This window comes from Kitasatospora sp. NPDC093806, from assembly GCF_040683335.1.
Classification (GTDB): domain Bacteria; phylum Actinomycetota; class Actinomycetes; order Streptomycetales; family Streptomycetaceae; genus Kitasatospora.
The window spans coordinates 1-20038 of record NZ_JBFBDO010000025.1 but is presented as its reverse complement, the minus strand read 5'-3'; the positions used below and the strand labels follow the sequence as shown (position 1 = coordinate 20038).

Annotated in this window: 15 protein-coding genes; 9 read left to right on the top strand and 6 right to left on the bottom strand. The window is 72.8% G+C overall.

Translation table 11 applies throughout. The features are described from left to right. Window positions 1-134 precede the first annotated feature (134 nt). From AB0N76_RS15325 to AB0N76_RS15305, 5 genes are read left to right on the top strand one after another with little or no spacing between them, the layout of a single operon-like run. Window positions 135-1889 (top strand): ABC transporter substrate-binding protein, encoded by a 1755-nt coding sequence (locus AB0N76_RS15325; RefSeq protein WP_363557151.1) that lies wholly within the window; start codon window positions 135-137, stop codon window positions 1887-1889. 14 nt (window positions 1890-1903) lie between these two features. Further along, window positions 1904-2863, top strand: a complete 960-nt coding sequence (locus AB0N76_RS15320) for an ABC transporter permease (RefSeq protein WP_363557149.1) — start codon at window positions 1904-1906, stop codon at window positions 2861-2863. Then, window positions 2860-3846 carry an ABC transporter permease gene (locus AB0N76_RS15315; RefSeq protein ID WP_363557147.1) on the top strand — a complete coding sequence of 329 codons (987 nt, stop codon included), beginning with the start codon at window positions 2860-2862 and terminating at the stop codon, window positions 3844-3846. The genes AB0N76_RS15320 and AB0N76_RS15315 overlap by 4 nt, the downstream gene beginning before the upstream one ends. Next, entirely contained in the window at window positions 3846-4847 is a 1002-nt protein-coding gene (locus tag AB0N76_RS15310) for an ABC transporter ATP-binding protein (RefSeq protein ID WP_363557145.1), read from the top strand. Before AB0N76_RS15315 ends, AB0N76_RS15310 begins: the two co-directional genes overlap by 1 nt. Then, a complete protein-coding gene (locus AB0N76_RS15305) occupies window positions 4844-5821 on the top strand; it encodes an oligopeptide/dipeptide ABC transporter ATP-binding protein (protein WP_363557143.1) in 978 nt (325 codons plus the stop codon). The genes AB0N76_RS15310 and AB0N76_RS15305 overlap by 4 nt, the downstream gene beginning before the upstream one ends. Window positions 5822-6165: 344 nt before the next feature. Here AB0N76_RS15305 and soxR read toward each other — a convergent pair whose 3' ends face one another. Next, window positions 6166-6696 (bottom strand): redox-sensitive transcriptional activator SoxR, encoded by a 531-nt coding sequence (soxR, locus tag AB0N76_RS15300; protein ID WP_363557141.1) that lies wholly within the window; start codon window positions 6694-6696, stop codon window positions 6166-6168. 52 nt (window positions 6697-6748) lie between these two features. Between soxR and AB0N76_RS15295 the strand changes: the two genes are divergently transcribed. After that, window positions 6749-8215, top strand: coding sequence for an MFS transporter (locus AB0N76_RS15295; RefSeq protein ID WP_363557139.1), 1467 nt, complete (start codon window positions 6749-6751; stop codon window positions 8213-8215). A 133-nt stretch (window positions 8216-8348) separates the two neighbouring features. Here AB0N76_RS15295 and AB0N76_RS15290 read toward each other — a convergent pair whose 3' ends face one another. Both AB0N76_RS15290 and AB0N76_RS15285 read right to left on the bottom strand, forming a co-directional pair. Continuing rightward, window positions 8349-10724, bottom strand: a complete 2376-nt coding sequence (locus tag AB0N76_RS15290) for an immune inhibitor A domain-containing protein (protein ID WP_363557137.1) — start codon at window positions 10722-10724, stop codon at window positions 8349-8351. 179 nt (window positions 10725-10903) lie between these two features. Next, window positions 10904-12994: a prolyl oligopeptidase family serine peptidase gene (locus AB0N76_RS15285; RefSeq protein ID WP_363557135.1), complete on the bottom strand. Its 2091-nt coding sequence runs from the start codon at window positions 12992-12994 to the stop codon at window positions 10904-10906. A 111-nt stretch (window positions 12995-13105) separates the two neighbouring features. On the opposite strand from AB0N76_RS15285, the gene AB0N76_RS15280 reads away from it, so the two are divergent. Continuing rightward, window positions 13106-14275 (top strand): aminotransferase class V-fold PLP-dependent enzyme, encoded by a 1170-nt coding sequence (locus tag AB0N76_RS15280; protein ID WP_363557133.1) that lies wholly within the window; start codon window positions 13106-13108, stop codon window positions 14273-14275. 73 nt (window positions 14276-14348) lie between these two features. Here the strand turns inward: AB0N76_RS15280 and AB0N76_RS15275 are convergent, their stop codons facing one another. Together AB0N76_RS15275 and AB0N76_RS15270 are read right to left on the bottom strand one after the other, a co-directional pair. Further along, on the bottom strand, window positions 14349-14708 hold the full coding sequence (locus AB0N76_RS15275) for a metalloregulator ArsR/SmtB family transcription factor (protein WP_363557131.1): 360 nt from the start codon (window positions 14706-14708) through the stop codon (window positions 14349-14351). Window positions 14709-14755: 47 nt separating this feature from the next. Beyond that, window positions 14756-15130, bottom strand: coding sequence for a hypothetical protein (locus tag AB0N76_RS15270; RefSeq protein WP_363557129.1), 375 nt, complete (start codon window positions 15128-15130; stop codon window positions 14756-14758). Between the two features lie 282 nt (window positions 15131-15412). Here AB0N76_RS15270 and AB0N76_RS15265 point away from each other — a divergent pair, with 282 nt between their 5' ends. Beyond that, window positions 15413-18268, top strand: a complete 2856-nt coding sequence (locus tag AB0N76_RS15265) for a DEAD/DEAH box helicase (protein WP_363557277.1) — start codon at window positions 15413-15415, stop codon at window positions 18266-18268. A 306-nt stretch (window positions 18269-18574) separates the two neighbouring features. After that, the gene (locus tag AB0N76_RS15260) at window positions 18575-18934 is read left to right on the top strand and encodes a hypothetical protein (RefSeq protein WP_363557127.1); all 360 of its coding nucleotides are present in this window, start codon (window positions 18575-18577) and stop codon (window positions 18932-18934) included. 118 nt (window positions 18935-19052) lie between these two features. Here the strand turns inward: AB0N76_RS15260 and zapE are convergent. Next, window positions 19053-20038 (bottom strand): cell division protein ZapE (gene zapE / locus AB0N76_RS15255; protein WP_363557125.1); only part of this gene is annotated, 986 nt, incomplete at its 5' end.

The window sequence follows — 20038 nt, the reverse complement described above, 5'->3', positions numbered from 1 at the left end:
TTCACATTACTATGTTACGGGTCACACCGCGGAGCGGCTAGACCCCCTGAGGTCGCCCTCCCGGTGCCATCCCGGATCCACCCCCGGGGCGGACGACGGGCCTTAACGGCGGGCCCCCCACTGCGGAGTCAGATATGAACAGGCGTACCCAGACCGCCATCGCGGCGGCCATCGCGGCGGCACTCTCCCTCGGCCTCGGGGCCTGCGGCAACAAGGACAAGGACGACAACGGCGGCGGGACCAGCGCCGCCTCGACCAAGGGGCCGGGCGCCGACACCGGCGAGATCGTGGGCGGTTCGCCGGCCAAGGGCGGCACCCTCACGGTGCTGACCAACCAGGACTTCGCCCACCTCGACCCGGCCCGCAACTGGACCCTGCCGCAGATGGACTTCGGCACCCGGCTGATCTACCGCACCCTGACCACCTTCAAGGCCGCGCCCGGCGACGCGGGCAACGAGATCGTCCCCGACCTCGCCACCGACGTCGGCCGCCCCTCCGACGGTGGCAAGACCTGGACCTTCACCCTGCGCGACGGCCTCAAGTACGAGGACGGCAGCGCGATCAAGTCCTCCGACATCAAGTACAACGTCGAGCGCTCGTTCTCCCCCGACCTCACCGGCGGCCCCGACTACGCGGTCCAGTACCTGGCCGGCGGCGAGAACTACAAGGGCCCGCTGACCGGCGAGCACCTGGCGAGCATCGAGACGCCGGACGACAAGACCATCGTCTTCCGCCTCAAGCGCCCGGTCGCCGAGTTCTCCTACACCGCGACCCTGCCCACCTTCGCGCCGGTGCCGCCGGCCCAGGAGAAGGGCACCCAGTACGACATGCGGCCGTTCTCCTCCGGCCCGTACAAGATCGAGAGCTACGACCGCGGCAAGCAGCTGGTGCTGGTCCGCAACAGCAACTGGGACGCCGCCACCGACACCGTCCGCAAGGCCTATCCGGACAAGATCGTGGTGACCCAGGGCCTCAAGGGCGGCCAGGTCGACGACCGCATCATCGCCAGCGACGGCGCCGACGCCAACGCCATCGAGATGCCCTGGATGCGCCCCGAGTCGGTGTCCAAGGTGCTGCCCAAGCCCGACGTCAAGGCCCGCCTGGTGGCCGAGCGCACCGGCTGCACCGACAGCCTCTACCTGAACACCGCCAAGGCGCCGTTCGACGACCCGAAGGTCCGCGAGGCGATGATGTGGGCGGTCGACCGCGAGGCCCAGGTCACCGCGTTCGGCGGCCCCGCGATCGCCGACGTCGCCACCTCGTTCCTGCCGCCGTCGCTCACCGGCGGCGTCAAGGCCGACCCGCTGAAGATCCCGGCCGCCGGCGACCCGGCGAAGGCCAAGGAGCTGCTCAAGGCGGCCGGCAAGAGCGACCTCAAGGTCTCGCTCACCGTCTCGCTCGGCGACAAGACCCGCGGTGAGGCGATCCAGCAGTCGCTGGCCAAGGCCGGCGTCCAGGTCACCGTGAACACCGTCGACCCCTCGGCGTTCACCGACACCCTCGGCGACACCAAGAACGCGCCCGAGCTGACCATCAACGGCTGGTGCCCGGACTACCCGTCCGGCGCGACCTTCCTGCCCTTCCTCTTCGACGGTCGCACCATCAAGGAGAAGGGCAACCAGGGCAACTACAGCCAGTTCCGCGACCAGGCCACCATGGACGAGATGGACCGCATCGCGGGCCTGTCGGACGTCAAGGAGGCCAACGAGGCCTGGAAGAAGCTGGACGAGGAGCTGCTGAAGAAGGCCCCGGCCGTCCCGCTGATGTGGCAGCGCCGCGCGCTGCTGGTCGGCACCAACGTGGCCGGCGCGTTCGGCGCCCCGGGGTACGCCGGCATGATCGACATGGCCACGGTCGGCCTCAAGGACCCCGCCAAGAGCCAGGGCTGAGGGGCCGTCCGCGCATGAGTACCACCACTGAGCCCGCCGCCGCGCCCGTCGCGGCGGCGGGCCCCGCGAAGCCCTCCGGGCGCGGGCCCTGGCGGCTGGTCTGGGACCAGCTGTGGGCCAAGGGCTCGGCCCGGTTCGGGCTGATCATGGTCGCCGTCCTCGTCCTGCTGGCCGTGCTGGCCGGACCGCTGAGCGCGCTCGGCGGCTGGACCGCGGAGGAGTTCGACAAGCGCTCCATCGACGCCTACCTGGGCGGCATGCCCAGGGGCGACTTCGGCGGCATGGGCGCCCGGCACTGGTTCGGCGTCGAGCCGATCACCGGCCGCGACCTGTTCGCCCGGGTCCTGCACGGCGGCCAGGTCTCCCTGCTGATCGCGTTCATCGCCACCGCCGTCGTCGTGATCGCCGGCACCCTGGCCGGCATCGCCGCCGGCTACTTCGGCGGCCGCGTCGACAGCGTGCTGTCCCGGCTGATGGACCTCACGATGTCCTTCCCCTCGCTGATCTTCATGATCGCGATGATGTCGGTGGCCAAGGACGTCAACCGGATCCTGCTGATGACGATGGTGATCGGCCTGTTCGGCTGGCCCGGCATCGCCCGGGTGGTCCGCGGCCAGACCCTCTCGCTCAAGCACCGCGAGTACGTCGAGGCCGCCAAGGTGGGCGGGGCCCGCTCCTGGCGCATCCTCACCCGGGAGATCCTGCCCAACGTCTCCGGCCCGATCATCGCCTACACCACGCTGCTGATCCCCGGCATGATTGCCACCGAGGCCGCGCTCTCCTACCTCGGCGTGGGCGTCCGGCCGCCGACCCCCTCCTGGGGGCAGATGATCGCCGAGTCGATCGTCTTCTACGAGACCGACCCGACGTACTTCCTGATCCCGACGGTCTTCCTCTTCGTCGCCGTGCTCGCCTTCACCCTGCTCGGTGACGCGCTGCGCGACATCCTCGACCCGAAGGGAGGACGGGCGTGATCCTCTACCTCGGCCGCCGGCTGCTCGGCGTGGCCGGCATCCTGCTGGCCATCTGCGCCATCACCTTCACCATCTTCTACCTGCTGCCCAACGACCCGGCCGCGGCCGCCTGCGGCAAGACCTGCAGCCCCGAGCGGCTGGCTGAGGTCAAGGCCGCGATGGGCCTGGACGCGCCGGTCTGGGAACAGTTCGGCACCTACCTCACCGGCATCGTCGCGGGCCGCGACTACGGCAGCGGCCCGAGCGCCACCCACTGCGGCTTCCCCTGCCTCGGCTACTCCTACGAGTACTCGCTGCCGGTCTGGGACCTGCTGGTCGACCGCCTGCCGGTCTCCGTCTCGCTCGCCCTCGGCGCGGCCGTCCTGTGGCTGGTCCTCGGCCTCGGCGCCGGTATCCTCTCGGCGCTGCGCAAGGGCAGCGCGACCGACAAGACCCTGATGATCATCTCGGTCGGCACCGCCTCGCTGCCGGTCTACTTCACCTCGATCATGCTGATCTGGGGAGTCGTCCGGTCGGTCGGCCTGCTGCCCTACCCCGCGTACCACAAGTTGACCGAGAACCCGGTGGAGTGGGCGAGCAACCTGCTGCTGCCCTGGATCGCGCTGGCCCTGCTGTACGCGGCCATGTACGCCCGGCAGAGCCGCACCTCGATGATCGAGACGATGGCCGAGCCGTACATCCGCACCGCCCGCGCCAAGGGCCTGCCGGCCCGCACGGTCACCGTCAAGCACGGTCTGCGCTCCGGCATGACGCCGATCCTCACCATCTTCGGCATGGACCTCGGCGGCCTGCTGGCCGGTGCCGTCATCACCGAGTCGATCTTCGGACTGCCCGGTATCGGACGACTCTTCTACGACGGGCTGCTCCGCTCCGACCAGCCCGTCATCCTCGGCGTCACCCTGCTGGCGGCGTTCTTCATCGTGGTCGCGAACCTGCTGGTCGACCTGCTCTACGCGTACGTCGACCCGAGAGTGAGGTACTGATGGCTCCGTTGTTGGAGGTCGAGGACCTCAAGGTCTCCTTCGACACCCCGCGCGGCACCGTCCGGGCCGTCGACGGCATCACCTTCACCGTCGAGGCCGGGAAGACCCTCGGCCTGGTCGGCGAGTCCGGCAGTGGCAAGTCCGTCACCTCGCTCGCCGTCATGGGCCTGCACCGCGGGGCCGCCGTCACCGGCTCGATCCGGCTGAACGGCAAGGAGCTCAACGGGCTCGGCGAGAAGGAGCTCGGCGCCGTCCGGGGCCGGCGGATCGCGATGATCTTCCAGGACCCGCTGTCCAGCCTGCACCCCTTCTACCCGGTCGGGGAGCAGATCGCCGAGCACTACCGGGTGCACTTCAAGGCCTCCCGCAAGGCCGGCCGGCAGCGCGCGATCGAGATGCTCGCCGAGGTGGGCATCCCCGAACCGGCCCGCCGGGTCGACGAGTACCCGCACCAGTTCTCCGGCGGCATGCGCCAGCGCGTCATGATCGCGATGGGGCTGGCCTGCGAGCCCGACCTGCTGATCGCCGACGAGCCGACCACCGCGCTCGACGTCACCGTCCAGGCCCAGATCCTCGACCTGATCGCCCGGATCCAGCAGGAGCGCGGCCTCGGCGTCGTGATGATCACCCACGACCTCGGCGTGGTCGCCCGGGTCGCCCACGAAGTGCTCGTCATGTACGGCGGGCGAGCCGCCGAACAGGCCCCCGTGGAACGGCTGTTCGGCGCCCCCGCGCACCCGTACACGCGCGGCCTGCTCGACTCGCTGCCCCGCCTGGACGACACCGACGACGCCCCGCTGCGGGCCATCCCCGGCAGCCCGCCGTCGCTGATCGCCCCCGCCCCCGGCTGCTCCTTCGCCCCGCGCTGCGCCCGCACCGCCGCCGCCACCGCCGAAGAGCACGGCCGGTGCCTGTCCGAGCGGCCCGGGTTCGGGCTGCTCGCCCCCGGCCACCAGGCCGCCTGCCACCTGCCGCTGGTGCCGGAAGGAGCCCTCGGATGACCGAGCCCCTGTTGTCCGTACGGGACCTCGTCAAGACCTTCCCCGGTCGGCGCGGCCGGACCGGCCGCCCCGGCGCGCCGATCCGGGCGGTGGACGGGGTCAGCTTCGACGTCGGCGCCGGTGAGACGCTCGGCCTGGTCGGCGAGTCCGGCTGCGGCAAGTCGACCACCGGGCGCATGGTCGTCCGGCTGATCGACCCGACCTCCGGCTCCGTCGCCTTCGACGGCACCGAGATCGGCGGCCTGAGCCAGGCCCAGCTGCGCCCGCACCGCAAGCACCTGCAGATGGTGTTCCAGGACCCGTACTCCTCGCTCAACCCCCGGCAGACGGTGGCCCGGATCATCTCCGAGCCGCTGCTGATCCAGGGGTCGAGCGCGGCCGAGGCGCGCAAGCGGGCCGGCGAGCTGATGGAGCTGGTCGGGCTCATCCCCGAGCACCTCGACCGCTACCCGCACGAGTTCTCCGGCGGCCAGGCCCAGCGCATCGGCATCGCCCGGTCGCTGGCCACCTCGCCCCGGCTGGTGGTCGCCGACGAGCCGGTCTCCGCGCTGGACGTCTCCATCCAGGCCCAGGTGGTCAACCTGATGGAGCGGCTCCAGGACGAGCTGGGGCTGGCGTACATCTTCATCGCGCACGACCTCTCGGTGGTCAAGCGGGTCTGCGACCGGGTCGCGGTGATGTACCTCGGGCGGATCGTCGAGATCGGCGACAAACACCAGGTCTACGGCAACCCGGCGCACCCGTACACCAAGGCGCTGCTCTCCGCGGTGCCGCTGCCGGACCCGGCCGCCGAGCGCGAGCGGGAGCGGATCGTGCTGATCGGCGACCCGCCGAGCCCGGCGAACCCGCCGTCCGGGTGCAGCTTCCACCCGCGCTGCCCGAAGGCGCAGGAGGTGTGCCGCACCGAGCGGCCGCTGCTGCAGATCGTCGGCACCGGCGGGCGCGAGGCGGCCTGCCACTTCCCGGAGGGCTGAGGGCGCGCCCTCTGTGGGCCGTGGGTTCCGCGGCCGTGGGCGCTGCTGTCGGGCGCGCCCCCGGCCGCGGTCAGTACACCGCGGGCCCACCGCAGACCGCCGTACCGTCCGGCCACCCCCACGGCGGACGGTACGGCACCAACCGGTGCGAGGAGCGTGCTCCTCGTGCCACCGAGCCCCCGGTCGGGCGTGGCGGGGAACCTGATGAGGGCCACGCCCGGCCGGGTCCAACCCCGGCGGCCCCCTGCCGGGTGCGTCGGGCCCGTCGGGTCCGCCCGGGCTGTCGGGTCCCGGCGGGCCCGGACGGGACTCCATCGGACTGGTGGACTCCACCGTTCAGCCGCTCAGCCGGCGTCCTTCGGGGCGTCGGCTGCGGCGTTTCCGGCGTCGTCGTCGTACGGGCGGGCGGGCGGCAGCCGGCGCGGGCCGGGGCCGTCGGCGGCCAGCGCGTCCTGCGGGTTGAGCACCCGGCAGCGGCGCAGCGAGAGGCAGCCGCAGCCGATGCAGCCGGTGAGCTCCTCCTCCAGCCGCTCGATCTCGCGGCGCCGCGCGGCGAGCAGCGCGGCCCAGCGGCGGGAGATCCGCTCCCAGTCGCGCTTGTCCGGCATCCGGTCGGCGGGCAGCCCGGTGAACACCTCGGCCACCTCGGCCAGCGGGACGCCGAGCCGTTTGGCGACCAGGATCAGCGAGAGCCGGCGCAGTACGTGCCGGTGGTAGCGGCGCTGGTTGCCGGCCGTCCGCTCGGCGGCGATCAGGCCCTGTTCCTCGTAGAACCGCACCGCGGAGGCGGCCAGGCCGGTCCGGCGGGTGACCTCGCCGATGGTCAGCAGGTCGGCAGCCCGGCGCGGTACGGATCCCGTCACGTCGGTTCCCATCGCATCCGCGTCCTTGACCTCAAGTTCACTTGAACTACTAGCGTACCGAAGTGTGACCCACGACACGCCCGCGCAGACCGTCAGCAGCCCCGCCGACCAGGGACGTCACGCTCCGCAGCCGGCCTGCGCGGCGCCGCCGGAGCCGTCCGGCGGCTGGGGCGAACTGTTCACCCGGCAGTACGCCGCACAGGCCTCGATCCTCGCCGGCGGCGTCGCGCTGTACGCGATGAACCTCTACTTCACCGCCGCCCTGCTGCCCTCGATCGTCGCGGACATCGGCGGCGCGCGGTTCTACGCCTGGGTGGCCACCGGCTTCCTGACGGCGGCCGTGATCGCCGCGATGCTGGTCAGCCGGCTGCTCGCCCGGCTCGGGGCCGCGCGCGCCTACCTGGCCGGGTTCCTGGTGTTCGGCGCCGGGGCGGCGCTGACCGCGGCCAGCCCGTCGATGGCGACGCTGATCGTCGGGCGGGTCGTCCAGGGCCTCGGCGGCGGGCTGCTGGCGGGCCTGGGCTACGCGGTGATCCGGTCCGCGCTGCCGGAGCGGCTGTGGACCCGGGCGGCCGGTCTGGTGTCGGCGATGTGGGGCGTGGGCACCCTGGTCGGGCCGTCGCTCGGCGGGCTCTTCGCCGAACTGGGCCTGTGGCGCGGGGCCTACCTGGTGCTGCTCGGGGCGGCGCTGGTGCTGGCGGTATTGGCCCGGCGTTCGCTGCCCGGCCCGGTCGCCGGTGGCGCCGGGCTCGCGGAGCCGCTGCCGCTGCCCTCGCTGGTGCTGCTGACCCTGGCGGTGGCGGTGTTCAGCACCAGTTCGACGGTGCCGCGCGGCTGGCCGACGGCCCTGTGCCTCGGGGCGGGGCTGGCGCTGCTGGCGGGCTTCGTGCTGGTCGAGCGCGGCGGCCGGGCGACCGTCCTGCCGCGGCTGACCTACCGGCGCGGCAACCACCTCAAGTGGGTCTACCTGACCGTCGCGGTGTACTGCGCGGGCGTGATGACGGAGACCTTCATCCCGCTGTTCGGCCAGGAGCTGGGCGGGCTGAGCCCGTTGGCGGCCGGGTTCCTCGGGGCGACGGTGTCGGTGGGCTGGACGGCGGCGCAGCTGTTCAGCGTCAACGTGCGCTCGGTCCGGGCCCGGGAGCTGGCGGTCCGGATCGGTCCGGCGGTGCTGACGGCCGGCCTGCTGGCCTACGGGCTGCTGCAGACCGGGGCGGCCTCGGGCGGCCGGGTGCTGCTCTGGGCGGCGGTGCTGGTGGCCGGCGGGACGGGCATCGGCGTGGCCTTCCCGCACCTGAGCGTCGCGGCGATGCGCAGCACCGACGACGAGGCGGAGGGCGCCAAGGCGGCGGCGGGCCTCAACACCACCCAGCTGATCGCCTTCTCGCTGAGTTCGGCGCTGGCCGGGACGCTGGTGAGCGCGGGCGGGGAGGCGCGGCTGGACGCGGCCCGGTACCTGGTGTTCGGGCTGGGCTCGCTGACCGTGTTCGGGGTGGTCACCGCGGCGCTGAGCCTGCGGCGCGGGCGCTGAGCGCGGACGCACGGCGGCCCCGGTCCTCCCCCTTCGGAGGACCGGGGCCGCCGTCCTGTCCGTGGTACCTGTCTTCCACGGGAGGCCCGGTGCTCAGGACACCGGGGGTGTGCGGCGGGTCAGCTCAGTGCGTTCAGGACGCGGGGCCGACCCGGACGGTGGTGATCCGGCCGCCCTGGGACTCGCGGACGACCTCGATCTTGGTGTTGGTGTCCGGGACCTTGACCCCGAGGTTCGGGGTGGCCGGGTCGCTGTAGACGCCGGTGCGGTCGTTGAAGGCCGGGACGGCCGGCTCGGAGCCGATCCGGACCGGGACGCCCGCCTTGTGCAGGGTGAACCCGGTGGTCGGCTTGAGCGAGAAGGTCGCGTCGAAGGTCTGCGCCCGGCCGTTGACCAGGGTGCCGTCGGCGAACTTGATCGGCGTCGGGTGGGCGTCGATCGGCAGGATCAGGCCGCCGCCCGGGTGGTCCTTGGTGTTGTTGTCGCCGTAGCCGGTGTCCCAGAGCCAGACCAGCACGCCCTCCTGGTACGGGTAGTTGTCGACGATGTCCTTCTTGCCGTCGACGCCGGTGTACCCGAAGTTGTACGGGCCGGTCTTCAGGAAGGCGCCGTAGCCGGTGTAGCGGCGGTTCTCCACCAGGTAGGCGCGCGGGTGCTGCTTGACCGCGGTGCGGCCGGTGACGACGGTGAAGCCGGTGGCGGTCCAGCCGTTGGCACCGTTCTCGGCGCCGTCGGCGAACAGCTCGGTCCCGCCGGCGGTGATCTTCACGGCGTCGACCAGGACGCCCTTGCCGTGGGTGTTGCCGTCCGAGGTGACGTGGAAGCGCAGTCGGACGTTCCGGCCGGCGTAGCCGTCCAGCGGGATGTGCAGCTGCCGGTACGCGCCCGAAGTGCCGCTGAGGCCGGGGGTGTTGGCGCTGGTGGTGCCGAGCGGGGCGCCGTCGACGGTGCCGGGCAGGGCGGTCCAGCTCTTGCCGCCGTCGGTGGAGGCCTCGACGGTCAGGAAGTCGTAGTCCTGCTCGACGTCGTACCAGACCGCCGCGTCCAGGGCGGCCGGGCCGGTGGCGGTGCGCAGGTCGACGTCGCGGGCGAGCGCGTTGTCCAGGTTGTCGCCGGTGTCGCTCCACCAGTGCTTGCCGCCCTCGCGCGGGTCGGCGAGGTCGGTGCTGGTGGTGCCGTCCGGCAGGTGCACCAGGACGGCCTGGGCCTGGTCGGTGTTGTAGCCGCTGACGCCGAGCGCGTGGCTGGAGCGGGTGGCGGCCTGCGCCTCGTCGTAGTTGAGCCAGCCGAACTGCAGCTTGCTCCAGGCGTCGAGGTCGCCCGGGTACCCGCCGGTGGTGTTCCTGCCCTTGCCCAGGTACGAGCCGGAGGACATCAGCGACCAGAAGTTGACGCTGTTGTCGCCGCCGGTGGTGCTGTACAGGTCGGGCAGGCCGAGGTTGTGGCCGAACTCGTGGGAGAACAGGCCGACTCCGCTGTTCTCGCCCGCCTGGACGTAGTCGTAGACGTACAGGCCGGTGTCGCCGACCGGGGCGCCGCCGATCCGGTTGCCCGCCGGGCCGGTCTGGCCGGTGGCGTCGGGGAAGGTCCAGCTGCGGTGCGCCCACAGCGCGTCGGCGCCCTGGGAGCCGCCGCCCCAGGTCTCGTCGACGCCGGCGTGCACGACGACGACGTTGTCGAGGTAGCCGTCGGGCTGGTTGAACTCGCCGTCCTTGTCGTGGTCGTAGCGGTCGTAGACGTCGTACTGGGCCAGCTCGGCCTTGACGTCGGCGGCCGTCCGGCCCTTGGCGAGCTGGCCGTCGTACCAGGCCTTCACCGCGTCCCGGATGAACTCCTGCCCCTGCGTCCAGGCGCCGGAGCCCTGGGGGCCCTTGTTGGAGCCGTAGCGGGCCTCGTTGTAGGGCAGGGTGACCCAGTCGCTGACGGTGCCGTCCAGGTCGTACCGGCCGGAGGACTGGGTGCGGTAGTAGTTGCGCATCGAGACCGCGCCGGGCGTGTCGTCGAAGAACATCTTCTGGTAGTAGTCGCGGCTGAAGTCCTGGTTCCAGAGCGTGTGGTTGTCGCTCGAACCGGGCTTCGGGATGCTGTTGTGCAGCGGCCCGGGGGTGCCGCCGTAGCGGGGCTGGCCGTTGTACAGCGTGCTGTTGTCGACCTGGTCGCCGAACTGGGCGAGGATCACGAAGACCTTGTCCTTGCGCTGCTGCGCGAGCTGGACGTAGTCGTTGCCGATCCGCACCTTGGCGGGGGCGCGGCGGTCGGTGGTCTTGGCCACGGCGCCCTTGTTGACCTGCTCCAGCGCCTTGGCGCGCAGCGACTGGCGCTCGCGCTCCTGCGGGGCGAGCGGGCCGGGCGGGGCCTCGACGCCGCCGGTCTCGGCGCTGTCGCCGGTCTCGGCGGTGATGGTGAGGGCGGGGGTGGGGGGAGCGGCCTGGGCGGGGGAGCCGACGAGGGTGGCCGCTATCGCGCTCGTGGTGAGCACGGCCGCGAACGCCGCGGACAGTCTGCGCAACTGACCGGTCCTTTCCGGACGGTGGGTGGTCGGGTGAGCGCAGGTAATATTTCACATGTCATGGGTCACATGGAAGATGGTGGACAGGGCCTTCGCGGATAGGGCGGGCCCTTCGCGGGTAAAGGGACGGGCCGCCCGTCGGAGGACGGGCGGCCCGGAACCGGATCAGGGCTTCGCTGTCAGAGCTTCAACGCGTCCCGCAGGAAGGCGAGTTCGGCCAGCGCCAGCTGCTCGTTGACGCCGCCCGGGGTCATGTGGGTGATGCCGGGCGGGGCGATCAGGCTGTGCGGCCGGCCGGCCCGGGTGAGGGCCTGGGAGAGCAGCAGGGTGTGCGCGGGGTGCACGTTGTCGTCGGCCAGGCCGTGGAGCAGCAGCAGCGGACGGCTGAGCGACGGCGCGTCGTCCACCAGGCAGTCGGCCGCGTAGCCCTCCGGGTTCCGCTGCGGCAGGTCCAGGTAGCGCTCGGTGTACGCGGTGTCGTACAGCCGGAAGTCGGTGGGCGGGGCGCCCGCGCAGGCGGCGTGGAAGACGTCCGGGCGGCGCAGCACGGCCAGGGCCGCGAGGTAGCCGCCGTACGACCAGCCGCGCACGCCGACCCGTTCGAGGTCGAGGTCCGGGTGGTCGGCGGCGAGCGCCTGCAGCGCGGCGACCTGGTCGTCCAGCGCGACCTGGGAGAACCGGCGGAAGATGGTGCGGACGAAGGCGGGGGAGACGAACGGGGTGCCGCCGTTGTCGACGGTGACCACCGCGAAGCCCTGGTCGGCCCACCACTGCTTGAGCTGCCAGCGGCGCGGCTCGTTGGCCACCGCCTGGAAGCCCGGCCCGCCGTAGACGTCGAGCAGGACCGGCAGCTTCCGGCCGGGGACGTGGCCGGTCGGGTAGACCACGGCGCTGGGCAGTGCGCGCTGGGTCACCCGGGCCAGGATCGGCTCGACCCGGTAGGGCAGCGCGGCGGAGCGGTCCTCCAGGACGTGCTCGGTGCCGGCCGGGGTGAGCGCGCGGCGCAGGACGCCGTCCGGGCCGGCCGAGATCAGCAGCAGGGTCTCGCCGGCGGCCAGCGCGCTGTGCACGCCGGGGCCCTCGGAGAGCCGCTCGGGCGCGCCGCCGTCCGGGTCGACCAGGTGGACGTGCTGGTCGAACGGGTCGCCCTCGCCGGTCTCGCAGAGCAGCCGGCCGCGCAGCCGGCCGACCACGCGGCGGATCTGCAGGCCGGTGGTGTCCAGCGGCTTGCCGTCGAGGGCCAGGCCGCGGGCCTCGGGCGTGTCGTGGACGGTGAGCAGCCGGCCGTCGGCCAGCCGGGCGGGCGTGCCGGGCAGGTCGTCGACCCAGAACTCGTCGGTGGTGCGGGAGAGTTCGGTGGTGGCGCCGGTGGCCGGGTCGGCGCTCAGCAGCAGCACGTGCTGCTGGAGCCGGTCGGCGACGGTGAGCAGCAGCTCGTCGTCGTCGGCCCACTGGGCGGCGCACAGGTAGGGGAAGGTGTCGGCGTCCCACGCCAGCCGGGTGCGGGCGCCGTCCAGGCCGAGCACCCAGAGTTGGACGTCGGCGTTGGGGCCGCCGGCCTGCGGGTAGGCGAACTGCTCGGGCGCCTGCTCGGGGTGCGCCGGGTCGGCGAAGTACCGCGGCGGCAGGGCGGATTCGTCGACCCGGGTGGCGAGCACGGCGCCGCCGTCCGGGCGCCACCAGTGGCCGCGGGCGCGGCCCAGCTCCTCGGCGGCGGCGAACTCGGCGACGCCCCAGCGGGCGCCGTCGGCGGGGCTGAGCCGGTGCGGGGCGGCCGGTCCGACCGGGGCGGCGGTGACGTACAGCGCGTCGTCGGCGACGTACGCGGTCCGCTCGCCGGACGCGTCCGGGCGCGGGTCGAACGCGGGACCGGCGGTGGGGAGTTCGACGGTCGTGCCGGTGCCGGTGTCGGTGCGGAAGAGCCGCCCGTCCAGGGTGAAGACGGCGACGGCGAGGTCGGCGGTGGCGGCGTAGGTGCCGATGCCGGCGGCGGTGAGCCGGGTCCGCTCGCGCAGCCGGCGTTCGACGGCGGGCAGGTCGGCGGTGGCGCCGGTGCGGCCGGGGGCGAGGGCGGTGGGGTCGGCGAGCTCGCGCTCCTCGCCGGTGGTGAGGTCGAGGAGGTGGAGCCGGTCGAACTGGTCCTCGGGACCGCTGGAGCGGAGCAGCAGCAGACGGGTACCGTCCTGGTGGAGCGAGATCGCTCGCGGGGCACCGAAGGCGAAGCGGCCGGTCCGGGCGCTGAGGGAGAGGTAGGGGTCGGTGATGGTCACCGCCCGATGGTCGCCGCGGGACCGGCTCGTGGACCAGTAGGACGACATGTGAAATGTCACACATCACGTGATCCAGGTAACATGCCTGGGGCCGCCACAGGAGGAGACGCAGTGACCCAGACCCCGCGGGCCGTCGAAGCCCCCGAACCGCTGGCCGGGGCCGAGCGGCTGTTCTCGCTGGACCCGGCGGTGGTCCACCTCAACCACGGCTCCTTCGGCGCCGTGCCCGTCCCGGTCCGGCGGCTCCAGCGGCGGCTGTACGAGGAGCAGGAGGCCGACCCGGACGGCTTCTTCTTCGACCTGCCGGAGCGGGTCGCCGCCGCCCGGGCCCGGATCGCCGGCTTCCTGGGCACCGAGCCGGAGCTGCTCGCCCTGGTGCCCAACGTGACCGACGCGATCGCCGTCACCCTGGCCAACGTGCCGCTCGCCGCCGGGGACCGGATCCTGGTCACCGACCACGGCTACGGCACCATCACCGAGGCCGTCCGCCGGCGCGCCGAGGAGACCGGCGCCGAGCTGCACACCGTCGAGCTGCCGCTGGACCTCCCGGACGGGGACGCCGTCCGGGAGGCCGTGCTCGCCGCGGTCACCGACCGCACGGTGCTCGCCGTGCTGGACGGCATCAGCTCGCCGACCGCGCGCCGGATCGCCACCCCCGGCCTGCTCGCCGCCCTGCGCGAGCGCGGCGTGACCACCGTGGTGGACGCCGCGCACGAGCCCGGCATGCTGGCCGCGCCGGTCGCGCCGGAGGCCGACTTCTGGTTCGGCAACCTGCACAAGTGGGCCTTCGCCCCGCGCGCCACCGGCGTCCTGGTGGTCCGACCCGAGTGGACCGGCAAGATCCGCCCGCTGATCCTCTCCTGGGAGGACCACCGCGGCTACCCGGCCAACGTCGAGTGGCGCGGCACCCTCGACTACACGCCCTGGCTGGCCGCCCCGGCCGGCTTCGAGCTGCTGGACGAGCTCGGCGCGGACCGGGTCCGCGAGCACAACCGGCGGCTGGCCGGCTACGGGGCCGGGCTGGTCGCCGACCGCGTCGGCCTGGCCCCGCTGCCGGCCTCGGCCGGGCTGGCGATGCGCGCCCTGCGGCTGCCGGCCGGGGTCGCCGAGACGCTGCCGGAGGCCCAGGCGCTGATGGCCGCGATGTGGCGGCGGCACGCGGTGCGGACGGTGGCCCGGCCGTGGCCGGGCGGCGGGGTGCTGCGGGTCTGCGCGCAGCTGTACAACCGGGCGGAGGAGTACGAGGTGCTCGCGGCCGGGCTGGCCGAGCTGCTCGCCTGAACCGGCCCGCCGCTCGCGTGCGGCCGGGCGGCCCGCTCGGCCCGCTCGGCCCGCTCGGCCCGCTCGGGTCCGCTCAGCCCGGCCGGTCTTCCCGCTCCGCCCGGTCCGCGCCGGCGCGGAGCTCCGCGAGCAGTACGGACTGGTCCGAGATCAGCCCGGTGAGGATCCGGCGGGCCGTCCGCAGCAGCTCGGCGACGTCCCCGCCGGCCAGCGCGTACACCACCGTGGTGCCCTCCCGGGTGGCGGTGACGATGCCGGACCGGCGCAGCACCGCGAGCTGCTGCGAGAGGCTGGACGGTTCGACCTCCAGCTCCGCCAGCAGATCGCGGACCGGCGTCGGTCCGGCCTGCAGCAGCTCCAGCACCCGGATCCGGACGGGGTGGCCGAGCATCCGGAAGAACTCGGCCTTGGCCTGGTACAGCGCGACCGCCACAACGCTCCCTTCCGTGGCGTCGGTGTGGTTCGGTGTGGTGTCGTCGGTCAGACCTCCAGCTGGAGCTCGATCTGCTTGAGCTGGTGGCGGGCCATCGCGAGGTTGGCGCGGGTGCGGTCGAGCGCCAGGAAGAGGAACAGCCCGCGGGCGTTCTTCGTGGTCAGCGGCCGGACCAGGTGGTACTGGCTGGTCAGGCTGACCAGGATGTCCTCGATCTCGTTGTCGTGCAGGTTGAGCAGCTCCATCGCGCGCATCTTGGCCCGGACCACGTCGGTGTTCCCGGCGGCGGCGACGTTGAGGTCCAGCCCGCCGCCGTCGCCGAGGGTGCCGAGCGCCATGCCGCTGCCGTAGTCGACCAGGGCCACGCCGATCGCCCCGCCGATCGCCATCGCGTCCTTGAGCGAGGACTCCAGGTTCGCCATCGTCTGCTCCTCCCGCGGCCCGGTGGCTGTGACCGGGCCGTGTCATCGAATGTGCCGGTGGCACCGAATGTAGGGAGACGGGACGGCGTGTCACCACGGATGACCGTAGACGTTCGAAGCTGGTCGATGTCCGGCGACCTTCTGATCGTTTGAAGACATTTGCAACTATGGATGTGAAAGAGATCCGATCCACCGGCCGGGAAAAACGGTGCTATCGATGTCAGCCCTGCCGGGTAACCTCTCGCTGAGATGCGAGATCACACCAACGACCCCCGGACGGCGATGAACACCCCTGAGCCCGAGCCCTCCGACGACCGGGAGCTCAACCCCGCCGAGGCCTACGCGGCCTTCCGACAGCGGGCCAAGGAACAGGCCACCGCCCTGTACGGCTTCCAGCAGCTGTACGACTTCCCGCTCGACGACTTCCAGCTGGAGGCCTGCCGGGCCCTGGAGGCGGGCGAGGGCGTGCTGGTCGCGGCGCCCACCGGCTCCGGCAAGACCATCGTCGGCGAGTTCGCCGTCCACCTCGCCCTCCAGGGCGGGCGGAAGTGCTTCTACACCACCCCGATCAAGGCCCTCTCCAACCAGAAGTTCGGGGACCTCGTCAAGCGCTACGGCGCCGACAAGGTCGGCCTGCTCACCGGCGACAACTCGGTCAACGGCGACGCCCCGGTGGTGGTGATGACCACCGAGGTGCTCCGCAACATGCTCTACGCGGGCTCCAGCACCCTCGACGGCCTCGGCTACGTGGTCATGGACGAGGTGCACTACCTCGCCGACCGCTTCCGCGGCGCCGTCTGGGAGGAGGTCATCATCCACCTCCCCGAGTCGGTCACCCTGGTCTCCCTCTCCGCGACCGTCTCCAACGCGGAGGAGTTCGGCGACTGGCTGGACACCGTGCGCGGCGGCACCAAGGTCATCGTCTCCGAGACCCGGCCCGTCCCGCTCTGGCAGCACGTGATGGCCGGCAACCGGATGTACGACCTGTTCGCCAACCCGGACCGCGACGGCCGCCCCAAGGACGCCCCGCGCAACCCGGCCAAGGCCGTCAACCCGGAGCTCGTCCGGCTCGCCCGTGCCGAGCTCGACCGCAACCCGCGGGACAAGTTCGGCCGCGGCCGCGGCCGCTCCATGCCCAACGGCCGCCCCGGCCGGGTCTGGACCCCGGGCCGGGTCGACGTCATCGACCGGCTCGACGCCGAGGGCCTGCTGCCCGCGATCACCTTCATCTTCAGCCGGGCCGGCTGCGAGGCCGCCGTCCAGCAGTGCCTCTCCTCCGGCCTGCGGCTCAACAAGGAGGGCGACCGCGCCCGGGTCCGCGCCATCGTCGAGGAGCGCTGCGCCGACATCCCCGACGAGGACCTGCACGTCCTCGGCTACTTCGAGTGGCTGGACGGGCTGGAGCGCGGCATCGCCGCCCACCACGCCGGCATGCTGCCCCGGTTCAAGGAGGTGGTCGAGGAGCTCTTCGTGAAGGGGCTGGTCAAGGCCGTCTTCGCGACCGAGACCCTGGCGCTCGGCATCAACATGCCCGCCCGCTCGGTGGTCATGGAGAAGCTCGTCAAGTGGAACGGCGAGACCCACGCCGACATCACCCCCGGTGAGTACACCCAGCTCACCGGCCGGGCCGGGCGGCGCGGCATCGACGTCGAGGGCCACGCCGTCGTGCTGTGGCAGCGCGGGCTCGACCCGGAGGCGCTGGCCGGTCTCGCCGGCACCCGCACCTACCCGCTGAAGTCCTCGTTCCGGCCGTCCTACAACATGGCCGTCAACCTGGTCGCGCAGTTCGGCCGGCACCGCTCCCGGGAGCTGCTGGAGACCTCCTTCGCGCAGTTCCAGGCCGACCGCTCGGTGGTCGGCATCGCCCGCCAGGTCCAGCGCAACGAGGAGGGCCTGGAGGGCTACCGCGCCTCCATGACCTGCCACCTCGGCGACTTCGAGGAGTACATGGGGCTGCGCCGGCAGCTCAAGGACCGCGAGAACGACCTCGCCCGCGAGGGCAGCAGCCAGCGCCGGGCCGCCGCCGTCGAGTCCATCGAGCAGCTCAAGCCCGGCGACGTCATCCACGTGCCCACCGGCAAGTTCGCCGGCCTCGCCCTCGTCCTCGACCCCGGTCTGCCGCCGGTCAGCCGCTCGCCGCGCGGCGGCCCGCGCCACCCGGACTACCAGGACGGGCCGCGCCCGGTCGTGCTCACCGCCGAGCGGCAGGTCAAGCGCCTCGCGATGATCGACTTCCCGTACCCGGTCGCCGCCGTCGAACGGGTCCGGATCCCCAAGTCCTTCAACCCGCGCAGCCCGCAGTCCCGGCGCGACCTCGCCTCCGCGCTGCGCACCAAGGCCGGCCACCTGGAGCCCGAGCGGTTCCGGCGCGGCCGCGCGGCCGCCGCCGACGACCCGGAGATCACCCGGCTGCGCACCGCCCTGCGCCAGCACCCGTGCCACGGCTGCGACGAGCGCGAGGACCACGCCCGCTGGTCCGAGCGCTACCACCGGCTGCACCGTGACACCGAGCTGCTGGAACGCAAGATGCGCTCCCGCACCCACACCATCGCCCGCACCTTCGACCGGGTCTGCGCGCTGCTCGCCGACCTCGGCTACCTCAGCGGCGACACCGTCACCGCGGACGGCAAGCGGCTCGGCCGGCTCTACGGCGAGCTCGACCTGCTCGCCTCCGAGTGCATCCGCGAGGGCGTCTGGGACGGCCTCGCCGCCGCCGAGCTCGCCGCCTGCGCCTCGGCGCTGGTCTACGAGGCCCGGCAGTCCGACGACGCCACCGCCCCCCGGGTGCCGGAGGGCGCGTCCAAGGAGGCGCTCGGCCAGATGGTCCGGATCTGGGGCCACCTCGACGCCCTGGAGGAGCAGCACCGGATCAACACCGCGGAGGGCGTCGGCCAGCGCGAACCGGACCTGGGCTTCGCCTGGGCCGCCTACCGCTGGGCGCTCGGCCACTCCCTGGACCAGGTGCTGCGCGACGCCGACATGCCGGCCGGCGACTTCGTCCGCTGGACCAAGCAGCTGATCGACGTCCTCGGTCAGATCCAGGACGCCGCCGGCGAGAACGCCGAGCTCCGCAAGACCGCCCGCAAGGCGGTCGACGGCCTCCGCCGCGGCATCATCGCCTACTCCTCCGTCGGCTGACCCGACCCCCTCTCGATGCCCGGGCTCCCCACGGAGCCCGGGCATCCCGCTGTCCAGGGGTTCCCCCCACCCCAGTCGGTTTCCGGCGGAACCGGTCGTGGCGCGGGGGTGGAATCGACGATTGCCTGACAGGGCCTCGGGCCGAGGACTAGCCTTGACATGCTCAGAGCAGGAGAATGCCTCGAACTGGCACCGGACCTGCCCGGGAACCGGGGGTGGAGGGCGGGCCAGGGCGGCACGGCACGACTCGGACCACCGCGATCACCGGCAGGGGATCGGGGCCACCGCACGTCACAGGAGACGATCGTGACAATTCGCAGGAAACTCTCGGCCGCAGTCCTCGCCGGCGGCATCCTGGCCGGCGGCGTGGTGGTCGCCACGCCGGCCAGCGCCAACGACCAGGTCACGTGTCCCACCCAGAACAACAGCTTTCCCATGAGCCACGGCCTGGAAGTCTGGACCTCGCACGGCAACTACTGCTACGCGGGCACCCCCGGCTGGCATGCCGTCAACCAGCGTGACGTCTACCGGATCACGGCCGACTGGAACCACGGGCGCTTCGAGACCAGCTCCGGTCCTTTCGAGATCGGGCCGAGCAGCACCGGGGACTACCAGCGCAACCTCCCCTTCGTCACCGTGTACAGCGTGACGATCCTCAACGGCTAGAGCCGGCCCCGGTGACGACCTGAGGACGCTCCTGGCGCTGCCACGGGCAGCGCCAGGCAGCCCCGCGTCCGCACCGCCCGCCGCGCGGCTCGGTCGCCGCCGGAGTGGGAAGTCGGCCTCAGCCGGCGGCGAGGAGCCGCAGGCGGCTGAGGGTGCGGTCGATGTCCGGGGGCAGGCCGTCGCCGTGGAGGGCCTCGGTGAGGGGTGCCTCGGCGAGGAGATGGAGCCGGGCGTCGCGGTCGTGCAGGACGTCGACGAGGTTGGCGAAGCGCTGGGCGGCGTCGCGGTCGGCCGAGGAGAGTCGCGGGAGGCCGTCGAGGACCCAGGTGTCGTAGCGGTCGGCGAGGGTCAGGAAGTCGATGGTGGAGGTGCGTTCGGCGCACAGCTCGTGGAAGTCGAACCAGACCAGGCTGCCGCGCACGGCGCGCGCGGTGAGGGCGCGGCCGCCGACGTCGAGCTTCTGGTGCTCCTCCAGGGTGGGCGGTTCGAGGCCGGCGGCGCGGAGGCGCTCGGGGTTGGCGGGGGAAAGGTAGCGGCCGGTCCCGAAGCGTGACCGGGCGGCCCCGTCGGCGCGGTCGGTCCGGTCGGTCCGGTAGTCGCGGGGGCCGGCGACCTCGACGACGTCCAGCGAGGCTTCGAGCAGCTTGATGGTCGGCTCGAACATGTGGTGGTGGACGGGGTTCGGCAGCAGGCCGGCGGGCGGGTAGTTCGAGGTGGCCACCAGGGTGGTCCGCCGCTCGAACAGCGAGGTGAGGACCCGGCCCATCATCATGGCGTCGCCCGGATCGTGCACGTGGAACTCGTCGAAGAACAGCAGCTTGCAGTCGCCGAGCAGTTCCGCGACGGCCAGGTCGCAGGCGTTGCGCTCCCGGCGGTGGCGCGCGTAGACCGTGTGGAACTCCCGGAAGAACTCGTGGAAGTGCACACGGTGCTTGCGGGGGAGCGGGAGTGCCTCGTAGAACACGTCGGTCAGCCAGCTCTTGCCGCGCCCGACCGGCCCCCAGACGTAGAGCCCGCGCGGCGGCGGCCCGGCGAACAGCCGCCGCCGCCCGGCGAGTTCGACACCGAGCCGGGCAAGCCGCGCGGCGGCGGCGCGCTGCGCGT